The following is an 18,457-nucleotide window of genomic DNA, read 5'->3' as shown; positions in this document are numbered from 1 at the left end:
GCGCGTCTACTGTCCGCGACGAGAGGTACGGACACGAGACGACTGACGGACGACAGAGGGTGAGCACGATGCTGATCGACTGCGACTCCTGCGCGGTTCGTGGCGACGGCTGCGCGGACTGCGTGGTATCGGTGCTGCTGGCGCCGCCGCCGGTCGTCGAGTGGGACGAGGACGAGCGGCGCGCGCTCGCGCTGCTCGCCGACGCCGGCCTGCTGCCCCGGCTACGGCTCGTGACCCCGCTGGACGTCGTCCCCACCGAGGGCGCGGCGGATCCGGTCGTGCCGACGGCTCCGTTGCCGCCCGCCCAGCCGATGATCCCGCTGCCCGAGCCGTTCGCGGGCGGCCCTCGTCAGCGCACCCGGCCGGCCCGGCGCCCCGACGCGGGCGGTCCGGGCCGGCGCGGCCGGCGCGCCGGCTGAGCGAGGCCGAACAAGGCCGGACGAGGCCGAGTGGGGGAGGGGACAGCGGCGGGTCGCGGGTGCGGGACCATGGGGGCATGCGGGTGCTCGTGGTGACCAACGATTTTCCGCCCCGGCCGGGCGGCATCCAGTCCTTCGTGCACAACTTCGCGAGCCGGCTGCCCGCCGCCGACGTCGTCGTCTACGCACCCGCCTGGCGGGGCGCGGCCGTGTTCGACGCGGCGCAGAGCTTCCAGGTCGTGCGGCACCCGACGTCGCTCATGCTGCCGACACCGGCTGTTCTGCGCCGCGCCCGCGAGATCGCCCGCGCCGAGCGGTGCGACGCGCTCTGGTTCGGCGCCGCGGCGCCGCTCGGTCTGCTCGGCGGCCGGCTGCGCCGCGCGACCGGGATCGAGCGGGTGGTCGCGAGCACCCATGGGCACGAGGTCGGCTGGGCCTCACTTCCCGGCGCCCGGCAGACGCTGCGCCGCATCGGCGCGACGACCGACGTGATCACCTACCTGGGCGATTACACCCGCCGCCGGATCGGCTCGGCCTTCGGGCCGCACCCGCGGCTGGAACGGCTGCCCAGCGGCGTCGACGCCGAGCTGTTCCGACCCGGTACCGGCCGGGACGAGATCCGCGCCCGGCACGGCCTGGCCGGGCGACGGGTGGTCGTCTGCGTCAGCCGCCTGGTCCCGCGCAAGGGGCAGGACATGCTGGTCCGCGCCCTGCCCCGCTGGCGACGCCGCTACCCCGACACGGCGTTGCTGCTGGTCGGCGGCGGTCCCTACCGCGCCGACCTGGCCCGCCTCGCCCGGGAGCACGACGTCTCCGAGCACGTCGTGTTCACCGGCTCGGTCCCCTGGGAGGAGCTGCCGGCGCACTACGCGGCCGGAGACGTGTTCGCCATGCCCTGCCGCTCCCGGCTCGGGGGCCTGGAGGTCGAGGGCCTGGGGATCGTCTACCTGGAGGCGTCCGCGGCCGGGCTGCCCGTCGTCGCCGGCGACAGCGGCGGCGCGCCCGACGCCGTGCTCGACGGCCGGACCGGCCTCGTCGTCGACGGCCGCCGCCTCGACGACGTCGCCTCGGCCGTCGGCGAACTGCTCGACGACCCGGCCCGATGCCGCTCGATGGGCGCGGCCGGCCGCGCCTGGGTCGAGCTGACCTGGCGCTGGGACCTGCTGACCAAGGACCTGGTCGAGCTTCTCACTCCCGGCCCCGCGCCCGGGGCCTGACCGGGCTCCGGGCGGCCGCCGGTCAGGCGCGGCCGAGGATGCCGGCGCGGGCCAGGTCGGCCGCGCCGACGAACCCCGCGTCGGGACCGAGCTCGGCGAGGACGATCTCGGCCTCGGGCCGGTGGCCGCGTCCTGGGAGCGCCGCGTGGAACTGGGCCCTGGCCGGGCCGAGCAACAGCTCGCCCGCGTCCGAGACGCCCCCGCCGATGACGAACTTCGCCGGGTCGAGCACCGCGGCGAGGCTCGCCAGGCCCTGGCCGAGCCAGTAGCCGACCTCCTCGAAGCACTTGACGGCGGCCGGATCTCCCTCGCGCGCGGCCGTCGTCACGTCCGGGCCGGTCAGCGTCGCCAGATCGCCGCCGGCGAGCCCGGCCAGCCGCCGGCCCGCCTGCGGCGAGCCGCTCGCGGCCTCCCGGGCCGCCCGGACGAGCGCCCGCCCGCTGGCGTACTGCTCCCAGCAGCCCTGGCTGCCGCAGCCGCACGGCAGCCCCGCCGGCACCACCTGCATGTGCCCGTACTCGGCGCCGACGCCGAACGCGCCGTGGCGCACCTTCCCGTCGAGCACCAGCCCGCTGCCGATCCCGGTCCCGACCGTGACGCAGACCAGCTCGGCGCAGCCGCGCCCGGCGCCGAACCGGTACTCGGCCCAGGCCATCGTGTTCGCGTCGTTGTCCACGACCACCGGCCGCCCCAGCCGGGCGCTGATGATGTCGCGCAGCGGCTCGTCCCGCCAGCCGGCGAGGTTCGGCGCGAACATCACCCGCGCCCCGCGGCGGTCGAGCCAGCCGGCGGCGCCGATGCCGATCGGGGCCTCCAGGCCGACCGCGTGGGCGGCGCGCAGCTCGCCGACGACCTCGGCGATCGTGTCCGCCACCAGCGCGGGCTCGTGACCCGGGGTCGGCCTGCGCGCCGATCCGAGGATCCGGCCGTGCCGGTCCACCACGCCCGCCGCGACCTTCGTCCCACCGACGTCGACCCCGATCGCGAGGCCGTGCCCGGCCGCGGGCGGGGCGTCCGTCAGGGCGACGGGCGCGTCGGGTCTGTTGCCTGGTTTGGCCGTGCTGCTCACTGGATGTCGATCCTCTGCACCCGGTCGCGTGCCGGCCGGGCCCGATGTGTGGCTGGTTCTCGTGGGGGAGCGGCCGCCGGCGCCGGCTGTTCCCCGGGGGAGCCGGCCGGCGGCCAGGCGGCGCGCGCGCCCCCCCCGCCGGGGGGCCGCGCCGCGGCCCGGCGGATCGGCGGGTCGGCACCGGGTCCGGCCCTGGGTGCGCGTGCCAGCCCGGACCGGATCGCCGTCAGGCGACGATGCCGCGGACCTTGAGATCGACGACGGCGTCCCAGTCGAGGCCGAGGCCCGCGAGGATGTCGTCGCCATGCTCGTTGAACTCCGGGCACCGCTTCGGCGCGGCCGGCTGCTCGTTGTACTGGACGGGCGCGGCGACCAGCCGAAACGGCGCCCCGGCCGCGTTCTCACAGTCCTGGATGTAGCCGTTCGCGACCGTCTGCGGGTCGGCGACGGCTTCCAGGGTGTCCTGGACGACGGTCCACTGGCCGACGAAGTCGGCCAGCATGCCCCGGCACTCGTCCACGGTGTGGCTGGCGAAGACCTCGCGCAGGATCTCGGCCGCCGCGCCGGAGTTGGCCATCAGCGTCGAATGGTCGGCGAACCGCGGGTCGGTCGCCAGTTCCGGCCGCCCGAGGGCCTCGCACAGCGGCGGCCAGTACTTCCCGGCCTGCAGGCAACACAGCGCCACCCAGCGCCCGTCCTTGGTCCGGTAGTTGTCGGCGAGCGGGTTGGCCCGGACCGCGTCCAGCGGGGGCGGGCTCCACGGGAAGTTCAGCTGCATCGACAGGGCGATGCCGGCCCCTATCGCCCACAGGCCGGTACCCAGCAGGGAGACGTCCACGACGCTGGTCTCCCCGGTCCGCTCCCGGTGGTACAGCGCGCCCATGATGCCGCCGGCGATCGTCATCGCGCCAAGCGAGTCCCCGAACGCCGGCCCGGGGGGAACCGGCACATGGCCGTGCTCCGGCTGCATGGTGCCGGCGGCGACGCCGGCGCGCGACCAGAACGCCAGCGAGTCATAGGCGCCCTTGTCCGCGTCCGGGCCCCGCTCGCCCTGGCCGGTCCCTCGCACGTAGATGATGTCGGGATTCGCCGCGCGGATCTCCTCGAGGTCGATCTTCAGCTTGGTGCGGACGCCCGGCAGCTTGTTGGTCAGGAACACGTCCGACTGCGCCGCCAGCTTGTAGAGGATGTCCAGGCCCTCGGGCGACGTGAGGTCCAGCCCCAGGCTGCGCTTGCCCCGGTTGGAGTGCTCTAACAGCACGTGAACGTCGGACGGGATGGTGGCCACGCCGGTGGACCCCAGGGCACGCATCGCGTCGCCCCGTTCGACATGCTCGATCTTGACGACGTCCGCGCCCCAGTCGGCCAGCAGCGCGGACGCCGCGGGTACGAACGTGTGCTCTGCTACCTCAAGGACGCGTACGCCCTGCATCACCGCTGTCATGGCGGAATTCTCTGCCGATCCAGGCCCACAGGCATGAGTACCGTGACCGTCCATCGCCGTTTTGTGCTATTTGCGCAAGATAGTGTCGGAACATAGCCTTTAGCCTCCTATGCGTACAACGGTCCGGGTCTACTGGCGCCTGCTTCGGGCGGGGTTCCAGCGCCAGTCGGCGTATCGGCTGGCGGCGCTGGGTGGCCTGGTCGCGAACACGACCTTCGGACTGCTCAAGGTGGCGGTGCTGTTCGCGACGGTGCGGGCCGCGGGCGGCAGCCTCGCCGGCTACGACGTCGGGCGGATGGGCACCTACGTCTGGATTTCCCAGGCGATGCTCGGCTCGGTCAACCTCCATGGCCGGACCGACATCGCCGAGCGGATCAAGGACGGACGGGTCGCGGTCGACTTCCTGCGCCCGCTGGACGTGCAGGCCGCGGAGATCACGACGGAGGTCGGGCGGTCGCTGTTCGCGCTGATCCCGCGCGGGCTCCCGATGATCGCGATCGGCGCGGTCGTCGGGATGGCCGCGCCCGAGTCCGCGGCGGCGTACCCGCTTGGCGTGCTGAGCGTGCTGCTCGGGATCGTGATCTCCTCCGCGACCGCGTACCTGGTCGGGGTCGCCGGCTTCTGGCTGGTGGAGACCCGCGGCCTGCAGGTCTGCTACATGGTGGTCTCGGGGTTCCTGGCCGGGCTGTTCGTGCCGATCCAGCTGTTCCCGCGCTGGCTGTTGCTCGTGGCCCACGCGTCCCCGTTCCCGTCGATGATGATGTACCCGATCGAGATCCTCTCGGGTCGCGTCGGCCTCGCCGGCGCGCTCGCGCTGCTCGGGGCGCAGCTCGCCTGGCTCGCCGGCGTCGGCGGGCTCGGCCAGGCACTGACCCGCGCCGGCCGGCGCCACCTGGAGGTGCAGGGTGGCTGACGGGATCGCCCTGCGCGCCCGGCTGCGGCCCTACGCGGTGGTGCTCGCCTCCCGGGCCAGGTCCCAGACCTCCTACCGCGCGAACTTCGCCCTCGACCTGGTCAGCTCGCTGCTGTCCGGGTTGGTCGAGCTGGCCGAGGTCTGGGTGCTGTTCCACGCGGTGACCCGGCTCGGCGGGTTGGACTTCGGCCAGATCCTGCTGGTGTTCGGCATGGCCGACCTGGCCTTCTCGCTCGCCAACATGCTCTTCGGGCACTGCGACAGGCTGCCCACCTATCTGCGGGCCGGCACTCTCGACATCTTCTACCTGCGGCCGCAGCCGCTGCTGCTGCAACTGGTCACCAGCGACATCAGCCTGCGGCGGCTGTCGCGCGCGGCCGTCGGCCTGGTGGCGCTCGTCGCCGGGCTGGCCGCGGGTGACATCACGTGGAACGTCGGCACCGTCGCGCTGCTGGTGATCTCGCTGGTCAGCGGCATCGCGACGTTCGCGGCGATGTTCGTCTGGGCGGGCGGCCTGCAGTTCTTCCTCGTCGAGGGCGAGGAGATGACCAACGCCTTCGTCTACGGCGGCCGTTACGCCGCCACCCAGCCGGCCTCGGTCTGGTCGCGCCCGCTCAAGGTGGTGTTCGGCTACTTCTTCCCGATGGCCTTCACCGGCTTCCTTCCGGCGGTGGTCCTGCTCGACCTGCCGGCGCCGGCGTGGCTGCCGGCCTGGCTGGGCTGGTGTGGACCGCTCGCCGCGCTCTGGGCGTGGGCGATGGCGCTGCTGTGCTGGCGCTGGGGAGTCCGGCACTACCGCGGTGGCGGCGGATGAGGGAGGGCGGCGGATGAGGAAAGGCGAGGACGGATGAGCGCGATCGTGGAGGCCGAGGGGCTGACCCGGCAGTTCACCGTGCGCGACGGGGCGCGCCGGCGGCGGGTGCTGGCCGTCGACGACCTGACCACGCGGATCTCGGCCGGCGAGGCGGTCGGCTACATCGGCGCCAACGGGGCCGGCAAGTCCACCACGATCAAGATGCTGACCGGCATCCTCGTGCCGACCAGCGGCACGGTGACCACCTGTGGGCTGCGCCCGGTCAAGGACCGGCGCCGGCTCGCCCGCGAGGTCGGCGTCGTGTTCGGGCAGCGCTCGCAGCTGTGGTGGGACCTGCCGGTGCGCGAGTCGTTCCGGATCCTGGCCGCCATCCACACGCTGTCCGCCGCGGCGGAGCGCGCCCGCACCGAGGAACTCGTCGAGCGGCTCGAGCTGGCCGGCTTCCTCGCCGTCCCGGTCCGCCAGCTGTCCCTGGGCCAGCGGATGCGCGCCGAGGTCGCGGCCGCGCTGCTGCACAGCCCCCGGCTGGTGATCCTCGACGAGCCCACCATCGGCCTCGACGTCCTTTCCAAGCAGCGGCTGCGGGAGTTCCTGGTCGCCGAGCGCCGCGCCCATGGCACGACGCTGCTGCTGACCACCCACGACATGGGGGACGTCGAGCGCCTGTGCGACCGGGTCCTGCTCATCGACCACGGCCGGCTCGTCTACGACGGCGACCTGGCCGGCCTCTCGCGGACCGCCGGCGCCGAACGGGTGCTCACCGTCGACCTGACGGCGCCGTCGGCGGACCTGACCGGGATCCCGGCGGCCCGCCACCTGTCCAGCGAGGCGAACGGCCTGCGCCAGCGGCTCGCGTTCGACGCCGAGTCCACCACCGCCGCCCGGGTGTTCGCGGCGGTCGCCGAACGGGCCGAGGTCGTCGACTTCACCGTCGAGGAACCCGACATCGAGGACGTCGTGCGTCGCATCTACGCCGCTCGCCGCTGAGGCCGACCGCCGAGCCCGCGCCTGCCTGCCCGCCCGCCCGCCCGCGCCTGCCGGGCCGCGCTCGCCCCGGTCGTCGCGTTCGTCGTGGTCGCCCCGGTCGTCGCGGTCGGCTAGGGGACGCCGCGCTGGGTACCGTCACTGCCGGCGATCGTTAGGGTTGCTCAGTGGGCGTCCGGTCCCGTGACGGGTGCTGGGTGGGGCGGCGCTCGCGATGGCCGCATCCCCGGCTGACGATCGAACGGAGGACAGGATGATTACCGCGATCGTGTTGATCAAGACCAGGGTCGACCAGGTGCCCGAGGTGGCGGAAAAGCTCGCGGGAATCGACGGTGTCAGCGAGGTCTACTCCGTCACCGGCGAATACGACCTCATCGCGGTCGTCAGGGTGCGAGAACACGATCAGCTGGGCGACGTGATACCCGGCAGGATCGGCAAGGTGGACGGCGTGGAGCACAGCGAGACCCACGTCGCGTTCCGCGCCTACTCGCGTCACGACCTCGACGCGGTCTTCGACCTTGGTGTCGACTGACACCCGACGGCACGGGCCGTCTTCGCGCTATGAGCCCTGGTCCGCCGTGACGGCCCGGCCTGCCGGGCGGTTGGCCGCGTAGCTGAGGATCAGGACGCCGGTGCTGGTCCTGGTGACGTCGCGCAGCTCCAGCGGGAGCGGCTTGGCGGTCTCGCCGAACAGCCGGGTGCCGGTGCCGAGAAGCAGCGGGTGCAGGAAGAGGGTGTAGGCGTCGACCAGACCCTCGGCGACCAGCCGCCGCACCAGCGCGCCGCTGCCGAGCACGACGACGGCGCCCTCGCCGGCGTCCTTCAGGCCAGGTCACGACCTTCAGAGGGCACAAACGGCGATCATGTCGGGCGTCGAGGCGGGGCGAACCCCTTGGCGGGGCCGGCACCCTGGTGGATGCCCTCGCCGCCGGCGGCGGGGACGCCCGCGGTGTCGAGGAGGAGGGCCGCGGTGGTGATCGCGAGGTCGCCGAGGGGCTCGGCCCGGACCACGGCCCGGGCGCTGGCGCCGTCGTAGATCAGGGTGAGGCGTTCGGCGAGGAGCGCCGGGTCCTGGGCCCCCGCGCGGCCGGCCTCGGCCGCGAAGAAGTCGGTGAGGGCCTGCTTGTGCCGGCGGGCGACGGCGGCGGCGGGATGCGCGGGGTCCTTGACCTCGACCGCCGTGCCGACGAACGGGCAGCCCCGGAAGTCGGGATCGGCGCTGGCGTCCGCGAGCCGCTCGAAGACGTCGAGTATCCGTTCCCGCGGCGGGCGTAGGTCGTCGGCGGCCGGGAACAGCCGGGCCCGCAGGGCCTGCGCCCATCGGTCCAGGCTCGCGGCGATCAGCGCGTCCTTGCTCGCGAAGAGCTGGTACATCGACCGCTTGGAGACACCCGCCGCCCGGCACAGCGCCTCGACGCCGATTCCCACGCCCTCCCGGTAGAACAGCGGCGCCGCCGTGTCCAGCAGCCTTTCTCGGGTGCCCGTGGGCGTGGCCGTCGCCGCCGGTGCCGGAACGGGCGTGGTCACCGGGGCGGCTGGGCGAGCCTCAGGGGACGTGGCGCTGCTCACGAACCAAGGGTAGACCTCGGGGCTTGTGAACGGAAACCGATCGGTTTACTGTCGTCGACTAGTTGGAAACCGATCGGTTTCCATGTGGTCGAGGGAGCTGACGATGGTCGCGATCGAGGGTGCAGTCGTGCTGGTCACCGGGGGCAGCCGCGGGCTGGGGCGGGCGTTCGTCGACGCGGCGTATGCGCGCGGGGCGAAGAAGATCTACGCCACGGCCCGCGACCCGCGCACCATCACTCACCCGGGCGCCGTGCCTCTGGCGTTGGAGGTCACCGACCCGGCTGCGGTGACGTCGGCGGCAGGGGTCGCGCACGACGTGACCGTCCTGATCAACAATGCTGGTGGGTACATCGGTACTCCCTTTCTCGGTGGTGACGTCGAGGCCGTCCGCCAGGAGTTCGAGACCAACTTCTACGGGCCACTCCGGCTGACCCAGGCGTTCGCGCCCGTCATCGCGGCGAACGGCGGCGGACACGTCCTCAACGTCGCCTCGGTGCTGTCATGGTTCGCGCTCGGCGGGTCGTACGCGGCGTCGAAGGCGGCGCTGTGGTCACTGACCAACTCGTTGCGCGTCGAGCTACACCCGCGCGGCATCGGCGTCACCAGCCTGCACGTGGGCTACATCGACACCGACATGGCGGCCGCCGTCGACGCCGAAAAGGCCGACCCGCGCGAGGTCGCCGAACTCGCCCTCGACGGCGTCGAGGCGGGCGCGTTCGAGGTGCTGGCGGACGAGATCACCCGACAGGTCAAGGCCGGCCTCGCGGGTGACCCGGCCGGCCTGTACCCGGAACTGGTCCCCTAGGTCTTCCCGTAGGCGCTTGCCGGGGCCGCTCGATCGCCGATCCGCGTACACATCCGATGATCACCGGCCCGCCGGGAGCCTGGCGACTTCCTTGATCGCCAGATGTGTGCGCTGTTCGGTGGTCTCTGTCCGTTTTGTTCCTGGATCTCGTACAGATCTGGCAGTGATCTTCCGGGGAGACCGGGTCGGGGCGGGTCGGTGATCGCTCGTTGTATGCGCAGATCGCCAAGGCGGTCCTGGGCCGCGGAACATGATCGATGGGAAGCGTCGTCGTGGCCCGGCCGGCGCCCTCCGTGTCACGCCGCCGGACGCGGCGGACGACCCGCGGACGGGGACGCTCGTTATGGGTGCTCCGCGTCGGGAAGGACGTCCCTATGGACGGGCGGGACTGGTGGGCCGGGCCCTCGCGCTACCTGCCGATCGCGGACCACGGGCTGATCGGCGACCTGCGCACCGTGGCACTGGTCGGCACCGACGGGACCATCGACTGGTACTGCTGCCCGTCCTTCGATGCTCCTAGCGTCTTCGCCTCGATCCTGGACGCGGACCGGGGAGGGTGCTTCGAACTGGCGGCCGACGCGCCCGCGAGATCCAAGCAGTTCTACATTCCGGACACCAGCGTGCTGATTACCCGGTTCTTCACCGACGACGGCGTGGGCGAGGTCCAGGACTTCATGCCGATCATCGGTGACGCCGCCGAGGTCGGCCGGCACCGGCTGATCCGCCGCGTCATATGCGTGCGGGGATCGATCCCCATGCGAATGCGGGTGGCTCCGCGGTTCGACTACGCCCGGCAACCGCACACCGTCCGGGTGGAGGACCGCGCGACGCTGTTCGAGGCTGAGTCACTCTCCCTCGCGCTGACCGCCACGGTGCCGATTGACCAGGATGGCCCGGATGCGCGGGCGAGTTTCAAGCTCCACGAGGGGGAGTCCGAGGTCTTCGCGCTCGACCGGGTCGGCGGCGACATCATGACCCGCCACTGTCCGCACGCCGAGGCCGAGGAGCAGTTCGCCGCCACGGTGGCGTTCTGGCGCCGGTGGCTGGCCGCGTCCCGCTACCGGGGGCGGTGGCGGGAGATGGTGCACCGCTCCGCGCTGACCCTCAAGCTCCTGACCTACGCCCCGACCGGGGCGATCGTCGCGGCCCCGACGTCCAGCCTGCCCGAGCAACTCGGCGGGGAGCGGAACTGGGACTACCGGTATGTATGGATCCGTGACGCCGGATTCTGCGTCTACGCGCTGCTGCGGCTGGGGTTCACCGACGAGGCGCGGGCTTTCATGAAATTCCTGTCCGAGCGTTTCTCTCTGCGCGGCCAGAGTTCCTGCGGCCCGCTCCAGATCATGTATGGCATCGACGGGCGCCGCGGGCTGCCGGAACGCGAGCTGGACCATCTCGCGGGGTATCAGGGCTCCGTTCCGGTACGGATCGGCAACGCCGCCGCCGACCAGCTCCAGTTGGACATCTACGGAGCGCTGCTCGACTCCGTCTATCTCTACGACAAGTGGGGGGAGCCGATATCCAGCGGGTTGTGGGACGAGATCGGCGTCGTGGTGGACTGGGTCTGCGAGCACTGGAACCAGCCCGACGAGGGTGTCTGGGAGACCCGCGGCGGGCGCGAGAACTTCCTGTACTCACGCCTGATGTGCTGGGTCGCGGTCGAACGGGCCATGCGGATAGCGATCCACCGGGGGCTGCCCGCCGACATTCCGCGCTGGCGGACCTGCCGGGACGCGATCTACCACCAGATCATGCGTCGTGGCTGGTCCGCGAGGCGGAGCGCGTTCGTCCAGCGCCTCGACGGCGACGTCCTGGACGCGTCCGTGCTGATGATGCCGCTGGCGAAGTTCGTCTCGCCCACGGACCCGAAGTGGCTGTCCACCCTCGACGCGCTCGGCGAGGAGTTGGTGTCCGACTCGCTGGTGTACCGCTACGACCCCGCGGTCAGCCCCGACGGGGTGCGCGGCGAGGAGGGCACCTTCTCGATCTGTTCGTTCTGGTACGTCGAGGCACTCACCCGGGCCGGGCGGCTCGATGAGGCGCGGCTCGCCTTCGAGAAGATGCTCACCTACGCGAACCACGTGGGCCTGTACGCCGAGCAGATCAGCCGCGCCGGCGAGCAGCAGGGCAACTTCCCGCAGGCCTTCACCCATCTGGGGCTCATCAGCGCGGCGTTCAACCTGGACCGCGCGCTCGGCTGACGCTCGGCTGAACTGAAACACGTTCGGGCTGACGCGCGCTCGACTGACGGTTGCCTCGACGTTGACGGTGGCGACGTTGACGGTTGCCCCGACGGTTACCTCAGCAAAGGACGGCCGATGTCCCAGCGAAGGACGGTTGCCTCGGTGGCGGTTGCCCGCGCCCCGGCCCATGGCCGCGGGCGCGGTGCGCCGTCCTCTGGATTCATGACTCCGTCCTCTGGATTCATGACTCTGGGAAGAGGGGCCAGCCCGCCATGAGGCCACCGTCGACGGTGAGAACCTGTCCGGTGATGTAACCGGCCTTGTCGGAGGCCAGGTACTGGACGGCCTCGGCGATCTCCTCCGGGGTGCCCGGCCGGTGCACGGGCAGCACCGAGCCGATCGCGTCTCGATCCTTGGCGCTGTTGACCCGTTCGTACATCGCGGTGCGAGTGTAGCCCGGGGCGACGGCGTTGACCCGAATGCCATGAGCGGCGCCCTCGAGCGCGGCCGCCTTCGTGATGCCGCTGACGGCGTGCTTGCTGCCGGCGTACACGGTCGCGTCGGGGTAGCCCATCAGACCGAAGATGGAACTGACGTTGACGATGCTGCCGCCACCCTGCTCCTTCATGACCCGGAACTCGTGCTTCAGGCACAGCAGAGTTCCCTTGACGTTCGTATCGAAGACCGACTGGTAACCTTCGTCGGTCACCTCGGTGACCGGGCCGATCTTTCCTTCGGTGCCGGCGTTGTTGAAGGCGATGTCGAGCCGGCCGAACCGGTCGACGGCCTTGTCGACGACATTCCGCACATCCTGTTCTCGGCGAACGTCGGCACAGACGAACTCGGCCTGGGCGCCGTGATCGCGCAACTCCTCCGCGAGCTGGTCGCCGACGTCCTGGTGGCGGCCGGAGACGACAAGATCCGCGCCCTGACGGGCATATGCGCACGCGGTGGCGCGGCCGATGCCGGTGAGCGCGCCCGTGATGACGACAACGGGAGCAGACAACTTGGGACCCCCTCTTCCCTCAACGGAGGACCGTTCCCGCTGGCGACGGACCCAAGCGCGCGCGACCGGGCACCGGAGGTCCCGGACGCCTGCCCGCCGCGTTCGTCCGCGGCACCGCCGCGCGCCACTGGTCACGTCGCCGGGGCGAGCTCCTTGCGCAGGCTGGCGAGCAGTTCGAGGGTCCTCGCCCATGCGCGCTCGTCGCCGACCGGGCCGACCACGAGCTCCGTGACGCCGGCCGCGGCGTATTCGGCGACGGCCCGCGCCACGGTCTCCTCGTCGCCGGCGACGACCGTCTCCTCGACCCCCGACCGGCCCTGGCGCTCCAGCACCGCCCGGTAGCCGGGGAACTGGGCGGCGAAGCCGACCTGCTCGGCGACCCAGCGGCGGGTGGCGTCGGGATCGGCGGTCACGCTCGCCACGACCGTCGACACGATCCGGGGAGCCGGCCGTCCCGCGTCCGCGGCCGCGCGGGTCAGGGTCGGCGCGATGAAGTCCCCGATCAGCTCGGGGCCGGTCCACACCGTGACGGTGCCGTCGGCCAGCTCGCCGGCGAGCCGCAGCATCCTCGGCCCGAGGGCGGACAGCAGCACCGACGGCGGCTCGATGCCCGGCGCGTCGATCCCGCCGACGGCCGTGAGCGTCTGTCCCCGTAGGTCCACCTGCTCCCCGCGAAGCAGCGGGCGCAGCGCCGTGAGGTACTCGCGGGTGTGGCCGACCGGCCGGTCGTATGTGTAGCCGAACTGCTCCTCCATGATCTGCGGGTGGCTCGGGCCGACGCCGAGGGTGAAGCGCTGCCCGCTCACGGCCTGCACGGTCAGCGCCTGCCCGGCGAGCGCGATCGGGTGGCGGGGGTAGGTCTGCACGATGGCGGTGCCGAGCTCGATGCCGGGCACGGCGCGCGCGCTGAGCGCGGCGACGGTGAGCGCGTCCCAGGACAGGAGCTGGCTGAAGTAGGCGCTGTCGAGCCCGGCGGCCGCCGCGGCTTGGACCTGCTCGATCAGCGCGTCCGGGCTTGGCCCGGCGCTGCTGACGTAGAGGCCGATCTTCATGATCCCTCCAACATGAATCGGATGTTCCGGTTCCTGTTCTGGAGCGACGGTAACATGAAGATCGGGTTCCGATTCGCCGAGGGGGTCGTTCCGTGCGCTCCGATGCCCTGCGCAACCGCGGGCTCATCGTCGCGACCGCGAGCGCGCTGCTGACGCGGCGCGGGGCCGCGGTGTCGATGGAGGAGATCGCGCGTGCCGCCGGCCTGGGGGTCGGGACCCTCTATCGGCACTTCCCGGACCGGCAGACGCTACTGGAGGACATCGCGGCGGATGCCGTCCGGCAGTTGCTCGCGGCGGGCCGGACCGAGCAGGCCCAGGGCCTGACCGGCTGGCAGCTCCTGCTCCAGCTCGTGGAGCGGTGCGCGGGCCTGCCGCTGGCCCTGATCAAGGAGCTGGCGGGTGGGCGGCCGCCGCGCGACGACCTGCGGGAACTCACCCAGGAGCTCAACGCGCTGCTGGAGCAGATCGCGGCCAGGGCGCAGCGGGAGGGCTCGCTGCGCGCCGACGTGCCGCCCGCCGAGGTCGTCGGTCTGCTCAACGTCATGCTGTGCCGCCCGGGCGCGCGCGCCGACGACTACCTGACCACGGTGCTCCTCGACGGCCTGCGCTCCGGCGCCGGCCACCCGCCTCCGAGCTGAAGCGGGTCAACCCGGTGGGGCCGCGGCCGGAGGGCTTCTCCGGAGGGCTTCTCCGGAGGGCTCGTCAGGGAACGAGGCGGCTGTGGTGAGCCTCGTAGACGGCCCGGACCGCGTCCGGGTCGGGCGCGCCGGCGGCGGGCAGCACGGCGCCGACGGCACGCATGAAGTCGAGGCCCTCGCGGGGCGGCGACCACAGGCCCAGGACCCGGACCGGGGTGTCCGTCGGGTTGCTGAACGTGTGCCGCGTTCCGCGCGGCGCGTTGATGAAGGAGCCCGCCGGCGCCTCCTCGGGGTCCGCGGTGCCCGTGGTCACGAGCAGCGTCCCGGAGACGACGAACAGCGCCTCGTCGAACGTGTCGTGCACGTGCGGCACGGGCCCGCGGAAGAACGCCGGGATCTCGATGGTGGCGGCGGCCCATGAGCCCTCCCCGTCGCCGCCGGCGAGTATCTCCAGCGGAGAGCTGGCGTAGGTGATCAGCGTCCCCGCTCCGGGCCGAACCAGTCCCGCCGTCATCGCCAGCTCCCTCGTCTCGACGCTCGTCCCCGCAGTCTGGACCGGACAGCCGGGACGTCGGCGCCGCACCCGCTTCCACCTGGCCGGCGGGCGATGGACGGCGCCCGCCAAGCACGCGACGATGTTCGCCGTGGAGACGGTGGCGGACCTGCTGGCCAGGTCGCGCCGGCGATCCCTCGTCGGGCGGGCCGAGGAGCTCGCGGTCCTGCGCGGGTTCCTCGACGACGACGGCCGGGTGCTGGCCTACCTGCACGGGCCGGGCGGCGTGGGCAAGTCGGCCCTGCTGGACGCCGTCGCGGGGGAGTTGGCGGGCCTCGCCCGCCCGGCGCGGGTACTGGACTGCGCGGATCTCCCGCCGGGCGCCGCCGCGTTCGCCCAAGCGGTGCTCGGCGGCCCGGGCGACGCCCTCGCCGCCGACGGCGTCCTGCTGGTGGACCGGTTCGAGCTGCTGGAGCCGCTCGCCCCGTGGTTCTGGCGGACGTTCCTGCCGTCCCTGCCGGCCGACGTCAAGGTCGTGGTGGCCGGGCGGCGGCCGCCGCACGAGTCGTGGCGCGCGGACCGGGCGTTCGCGGACCACGGCCTGGTGCTGCCCGTGCGCAACCTGCCCGCCGACGCGGCCGGGGAGCTGGTCCGGGCGCGCGGGGTGGCGGACGACGAGCGGGTGGCCAGCCTCGTCCGCGCGACCCGCGGGCATCCGCTCGCCATCGTGATCGCCACCGACGCGCCGGCGCCGGCGGGCTCGCGCACGGGCACGGGGGCGCTCCTGGAGCATCCCGACGTCGCCGCGCGGCTGCTCGGCCGGTTCCTGGAGGAAGGCGTCACCCCCGTGCGGCGCGCCGCGCTGCACGTCTGCGGCCATGCCCGGCGGGTCGACCGGGCCCTGCTGCGCGAGGTCCTCGACCTCGACGACGCGGGGGCGGACGAGCTGCTCGACTGGCTGCGGGAACGCCCGTACGCCGAGTCCCATCCCGACGGGCTGACGCTGCACGACGTGGTCCGTGACGCGCTCGAGGCGGACCTGCGCTGGCGCGACCGGGAGGCCTTCGCGTCCCTACACGGCCGCGTCCGCGCCGTGGTCGTCGACCGGATGACCAGGGCCCCGGCCGCCGAGCACGTCCGCCACGCCGCCGACCTGCTGCACCTGCACCGAGGCAACCCGCGGGCCCAGCACCTGTACGCGTTCGAGGACCTGGGGGCGGTGCTCGCCCGCCCGCTGCGCGCCGACGACCCCGAGGAGCTCGCCTGGGTCACCGAGGCGTACGGCGACGTCGAGCGCCGGCCCGCCGCCACGGCCTACTGGCTGCGGGCCCAGCCGCGGGCGTGGACCATCTTCGAGGACGCCCGCGGCCACCGCGCCGGCGCGTGCATGGTGGCGCGGCTCGACCAGGCAGGGCCGGACGCCGCGGAGCACGACCCGGTCGCCGGCTGGGCGCTGCGGGAGCTGGCCGCGAGGCGCCCGGTGCAGCCCGGGGAGGCGGTGGTGCACCAGATCGGCCTCGTCGTCGCTGGCCCGGGTCACGTCGGCGTGGTCAGCGACCATGTGGCCGCGCTGTCCCTGCGCGAGTGGGCGGTCCACGGGCTTGGCTGGGTGGTGCTGACGTCGGCCAACGAGGCCAGCTGGGCGCCGCACTGGTCCTACGCCGGCTTCGAGCGGCTCGGCGCCTGCGCCGTCGACGGCGTCGACGTCGCCGTGTGGGCTCGTGACTTCCTGCGCGGCCCGTATGCCGAGTGGCTCGCCGCGATGGCCGACTTCGAACTCGACGCGACGGGCACGGCGTCACCGCCGGTCGCCGCGCCCGTCGCGCTGGCCAGGGCCGACTTCCGCGACGCCGTGCGCAGGCTGCTCAAGGACCTGCGCGACCCGGTCCGGCTGCGGGCGAACCCCCTGGTCGACTCGCGGCTGGCGGTGCCCGGCCCCGACCCGGCGGCGCGGCTCGCGGAGCGGGTCCACCAGGGGGTCGCCGCGCTCGCCGAGGCGCCCCGGATGGAGCCGGCCACGCGGGCCCTGGACCGGACGTTCCTGCGCCCGGCGGGCTCCCAGGAGAAGGCCGCCGAGGTGCTCGGGCTGCCGTTCAGCACCTACCGCCGCCATCTCGCCACCGGCGTCGAGCGCCTCGAGGCGCTCCTGTGGGACTGGGAGCTGCACGGCCCGCCAGCTCCGGACGACTGACCGGGCGCCGTCGCGGCGGACGACCCGCGCGGCACCCGGCCGCACGACCCGGCCGCGCGACCCGGCCGCGAACGGGCGGGGGACCAACTGCGGGGGAGGGGAATCGGGCCGCGCGAGCGGCCCGTGAGCAGGAACGGCCTCGGAAAGTGGGCAGGAACTGGCCTGGGAAGTGAGCACCTGATCCCATGACGCTGGGCCTCCCGACACCGAGGAGGTCCGCATGCCCCAAAGCCCCGCCCGTCTCGACACCGTCGTGGTCGTCGGCGGCAGCGTCGCCGGTCTGCTCGCCGCCGCCGCCGCGAGCCCGAGCGCCGACCGGGTCGTCGTCCTCGACCGCGACCAGATGCCCTCGGGGCCCGAGCCCCGGCCGGGCACCCCGCAGGCCCGGCACTCCCACGGTCTGCTCGCCGGCGGCCGGCTGGCCGTCGAGACCCTGCTCCCCGGTTTCACGGCCCAGATGATCGAGGCGGGCGCGCTCTCCGGCGCCGACACGGGCAGGTCGGGCCGGTGGTGGGTCGGCGGCGATCTGATCGCCGGCTGCGACCTGGGCGCGGAAGGACTCGCGGCCTCCCGTCCGCTGATCGAGCACATGATGCGGGAGCGGATCCGCGACCTCCCCAACGTGGAGCTGCTCGGCGAGGTCGACGTCACCGGGCTGTGCGCCGACGGCGGCCGCGTCACCGGCGTACACACGCGCGCCAGGAACGGTGACGACGCGCCCCGGCTGTTCGCCGCCGACCTCGTCGTCGATGCTTCGGGCCGGTCCGGGCGGGCCGCCCGCTGGCTGCCCGCGGTGGGCGCCTCCGCCCCGGCCGAGGAGCGGATCAACGTGGGCGTCCGCTATGTCACGACCCATGTCAAGATCCTCGACGCGGACCTCGTCGGATGGGGGCTCGTCGTGTCGGGCGCGACGCCGACGGTGCCGCGCGGCGGGATCGCGATCATGCAGGAGGACCTGACCTGGAGCCTCACGCTGTTCGGGTACGGCGACGAGCCGATCCCGGTCGACCCGGATGGGATGCGCCGGTTCGCGGCCGGGCTCGTCGGTCCCGAGCTGGCCACGCTGCTGGCCGACCGGGAGCCGCTGGGAGTTCCCCTGACCTACCGGTTCCCGGACGCCCGCCGGCGCCGGTTCGAGCTGCTCGCTGACCTTCCGCTGGGCTACGCGCCGGTCGGGGACGCGATCTGCAGCCTCGACCCGACGTTCGGGCAGGGCATGAGCGTCGCCGCGCTGGAGGCGGCCGCGCTCGCCGAGGAGCTGGCGGGCGGCCTCGCCGCGGTCCGCGACGCCTACCCGCGCCGCGCCGCCCGGATCGTCGACGGCGCCTGGACCCTGGTCCAGGGAACGGTCTCGCGGCTGCCCGGTGCCGAGGGCGACGTCCGCCGCGGCGACACACCCGTCGGGCGCTACGTCCGGCGGCTGCAACGCGTGGCCGCCCGAGACCCGGAGGTCGCGCGGGCGTTCCTGCGGGTCACCAACCTGCTCGCCCCGCCGGCGAGCCTGCTGGCCCCGGCCGTCGCCCGTCGCGTGCTCCGCCCCGGCGCGGCCCGCGCCTGACCCGGCTCCGGGAACCTGCGGGTGAACCTCTCCGATCATGCCCTGACCACCGACGCGGACCACGACGGCGGCCCGTGCGACTGCCCGACCGTGAGTGGCTTC

General features: G+C 73.4%; 18 protein-coding genes. 11 read left to right on the top strand and 7 right to left on the bottom strand.

Annotated elements, in window-relative coordinates; translation table 11 throughout:
* The first annotated feature begins 68 nt into the window (after positions 1-68).
* Complete coding sequence (locus I6A81_RS31270) at positions 69-419, top strand: hypothetical protein (protein WP_203005865.1); 351 nt, start codon at positions 69-71, stop codon at positions 417-419.
* Between the two features lie 77 nt (positions 420-496).
* On the top strand, positions 497-1,636 hold the full coding sequence (locus I6A81_RS31265) for a glycosyltransferase family 4 protein (RefSeq protein WP_203005862.1): 1,140 nt from the start codon (positions 497-499) through the stop codon (positions 1,634-1,636).
* 22 nt (positions 1,637-1,658) lie between these two features.
* Here I6A81_RS31265 and I6A81_RS31260 read toward each other — a convergent pair whose 3' ends face one another.
* A complete protein-coding gene (locus I6A81_RS31260; RefSeq protein ID WP_407661406.1) occupies positions 1,659-2,705 on the bottom strand; it encodes an ROK family glucokinase in 1,047 nt (348 codons plus the stop codon).
* A 226-nt stretch (positions 2,706-2,931) separates the two neighbouring features.
* Positions 2,932-4,149: a CaiB/BaiF CoA transferase family protein gene (locus I6A81_RS31255; RefSeq protein WP_203003014.1), complete on the bottom strand. Its 1,218-nt coding sequence runs from the start codon at positions 4,147-4,149 to the stop codon at positions 2,932-2,934.
* A gap of 109 nt (positions 4,150-4,258) precedes the next feature.
* On the opposite strand from I6A81_RS31255, the gene I6A81_RS31250 reads away from it, so the two are divergent.
* The 4 genes from I6A81_RS31250 (at position 4,259) to I6A81_RS31235 (ending at position 7,392) form a co-directional block, all read left to right on the top strand.
* Entirely contained in the window at positions 4,259-5,062 is an 804-nt protein-coding gene (locus I6A81_RS31250; protein ID WP_203002987.1) for an ABC transporter permease, read from the top strand.
* A complete protein-coding gene (locus I6A81_RS31245) occupies positions 5,055-5,876 on the top strand; it encodes an ABC transporter permease (protein ID WP_203002988.1) in 822 nt (273 codons plus the stop codon). Before I6A81_RS31250 ends, I6A81_RS31245 begins: the two co-directional genes overlap by 8 nt.
* A gap of 33 nt (positions 5,877-5,909) precedes the next feature.
* Entirely contained in the window at positions 5,910-6,863 is a 954-nt protein-coding gene (locus I6A81_RS31240) for an ABC transporter ATP-binding protein (RefSeq protein ID WP_203002989.1), read from the top strand.
* 250 nt (positions 6,864-7,113) lie between these two features.
* Positions 7,114-7,392 carry an Lrp/AsnC family transcriptional regulator gene (locus tag I6A81_RS31235; protein WP_203002990.1) on the top strand — a complete coding sequence of 93 codons (279 nt, stop codon included), beginning with the start codon at positions 7,114-7,116 and terminating at the stop codon, positions 7,390-7,392.
* A gap of 27 nt (positions 7,393-7,419) precedes the next feature.
* On the opposite strand, the gene I6A81_RS31230 is transcribed toward I6A81_RS31235, so the two are convergent.
* Together I6A81_RS31230 and I6A81_RS31225 are read right to left on the bottom strand one after the other, a co-directional pair.
* Positions 7,420-7,686: a dihydrofolate reductase family protein gene (locus I6A81_RS31230; protein ID WP_285222904.1), complete on the bottom strand. Its 267-nt coding sequence runs from the start codon at positions 7,684-7,686 to the stop codon at positions 7,420-7,422.
* Between the two features lie 35 nt (positions 7,687-7,721).
* Entirely contained in the window at positions 7,722-8,387 is a 666-nt protein-coding gene (locus I6A81_RS31225; RefSeq protein ID WP_203003015.1) for a TetR/AcrR family transcriptional regulator, read from the bottom strand.
* Between the two features lie 145 nt (positions 8,388-8,532).
* Here I6A81_RS31225 and I6A81_RS31220 point away from each other — a divergent pair, with 145 nt between their 5' ends.
* Positions 8,533-9,234 carry an SDR family oxidoreductase gene (locus I6A81_RS31220; protein ID WP_203002992.1) on the top strand — a complete coding sequence of 234 codons (702 nt, stop codon included), beginning with the start codon at positions 8,533-8,535 and terminating at the stop codon, positions 9,232-9,234.
* A gap of 374 nt (positions 9,235-9,608) precedes the next feature.
* The gene (locus tag I6A81_RS31215; protein WP_203002993.1) at positions 9,609-11,435 is read left to right on the top strand and encodes a glycoside hydrolase family 15 protein; all 1,827 of its coding nucleotides are present in this window, start codon (positions 9,609-9,611) and stop codon (positions 11,433-11,435) included.
* Between the two features lie 223 nt (positions 11,436-11,658).
* Here the strand turns inward: I6A81_RS31215 and I6A81_RS31210 are convergent, their stop codons facing one another.
* Positions 11,659-12,423, bottom strand: coding sequence for an SDR family NAD(P)-dependent oxidoreductase (locus I6A81_RS31210; RefSeq protein ID WP_203002994.1), 765 nt, complete (start codon positions 12,421-12,423; stop codon positions 11,659-11,661).
* Between the two features lie 131 nt (positions 12,424-12,554).
* On the bottom strand, positions 12,555-13,475 hold the full coding sequence (locus I6A81_RS31205; protein WP_203002995.1) for a TIGR03564 family F420-dependent LLM class oxidoreductase: 921 nt from the start codon (positions 13,473-13,475) through the stop codon (positions 12,555-12,557).
* 92 nt (positions 13,476-13,567) lie between these two features.
* Between I6A81_RS31205 and I6A81_RS31200 the strand changes: the two genes are divergently transcribed.
* Complete coding sequence (locus I6A81_RS31200) at positions 13,568-14,113, top strand: TetR/AcrR family transcriptional regulator (RefSeq protein ID WP_203002996.1); 546 nt, start codon at positions 13,568-13,570, stop codon at positions 14,111-14,113.
* A 64-nt stretch (positions 14,114-14,177) separates the two neighbouring features.
* On the opposite strand, the gene I6A81_RS31195 is transcribed toward I6A81_RS31200, so the two are convergent.
* Positions 14,178-14,627, bottom strand: coding sequence for a cupin domain-containing protein (locus I6A81_RS31195; protein ID WP_203002997.1), 450 nt, complete (start codon positions 14,625-14,627; stop codon positions 14,178-14,180).
* Between the two features lie 130 nt (positions 14,628-14,757).
* On the opposite strand from I6A81_RS31195, the gene I6A81_RS31190 reads away from it, so the two are divergent.
* Together I6A81_RS31190 and I6A81_RS31185 are read left to right on the top strand one after the other, a co-directional pair.
* Positions 14,758-16,797 carry a P-loop NTPase family protein gene (locus I6A81_RS31190; protein WP_203002998.1) on the top strand — a complete coding sequence of 680 codons (2,040 nt, stop codon included), beginning with the start codon at positions 14,758-14,760 and terminating at the stop codon, positions 16,795-16,797.
* 220 nt (positions 16,798-17,017) lie between these two features.
* A complete protein-coding gene (locus I6A81_RS31185) occupies positions 17,018-18,355 on the top strand; it encodes an NAD(P)/FAD-dependent oxidoreductase (RefSeq protein WP_203002999.1) in 1,338 nt (445 codons plus the stop codon).
* Positions 18,356-18,457: the final 102 nt, after the last annotated feature.

The organism is Frankia nepalensis (genome assembly GCF_016786325.1).
Classification (GTDB): domain Bacteria; phylum Actinomycetota; class Actinomycetes; order Frankiales; family Frankiaceae; genus Pseudofrankia; species Pseudofrankia nepalensis.
The sequence above is the reverse complement of the archived record's forward strand: the minus strand, read 5'-3'. Positions and strand labels throughout refer to the sequence as shown.

What these genes read in the sequence shown, in the direction of transcription:
- I6A81_RS31270 (WP_203005865.1), top strand. Translation starts at nt 69, where the DNA reads ATGCTGATCGACTGCGACTCCTGCGCGGTTCGTGGCGACGGCTGCGCG.
- I6A81_RS31265 (WP_203005862.1), top strand. Translation starts at nt 497, where the DNA reads ATGCGGGTGCTCGTGGTGACCAACGATTTTCCGCCCCGGCCGGGCGGC.
- I6A81_RS31255 (WP_203003014.1), bottom strand. Translation starts at nt 4,149, where the DNA reads ATGACAGCGGTGATGCAGGGCGTACGCGTCCTTGAGGTAGCAGAGCAC.
- I6A81_RS31250 (WP_203002987.1), top strand. Translation starts at nt 4,259, where the DNA reads ATGCGTACAACGGTCCGGGTCTACTGGCGCCTGCTTCGGGCGGGGTTC.
- I6A81_RS31240 (WP_203002989.1), top strand. Translation starts at nt 5,910, where the DNA reads ATGAGCGCGATCGTGGAGGCCGAGGGGCTGACCCGGCAGTTCACCGTG.
- I6A81_RS31235 (WP_203002990.1), top strand. Translation starts at nt 7,114, where the DNA reads ATGATTACCGCGATCGTGTTGATCAAGACCAGGGTCGACCAGGTGCCC.
- I6A81_RS31220 (WP_203002992.1), top strand. Translation starts at nt 8,533, where the DNA reads ATGGTCGCGATCGAGGGTGCAGTCGTGCTGGTCACCGGGGGCAGCCGC.
- I6A81_RS31215 (WP_203002993.1), top strand. Translation starts at nt 9,609, where the DNA reads ATGGACGGGCGGGACTGGTGGGCCGGGCCCTCGCGCTACCTGCCGATC.
- I6A81_RS31205 (WP_203002995.1), bottom strand. Translation starts at nt 13,475, where the DNA reads ATGAAGATCGGCCTCTACGTCAGCAGCGCCGGGCCAAGCCCGGACGCG.
- I6A81_RS31195 (WP_203002997.1), bottom strand. Translation starts at nt 14,627, where the DNA reads ATGACGGCGGGACTGGTTCGGCCCGGAGCGGGGACGCTGATCACCTAC.
- I6A81_RS31185 (WP_203002999.1), top strand. Translation starts at nt 17,018, where the DNA reads ATGCCCCAAAGCCCCGCCCGTCTCGACACCGTCGTGGTCGTCGGCGGC.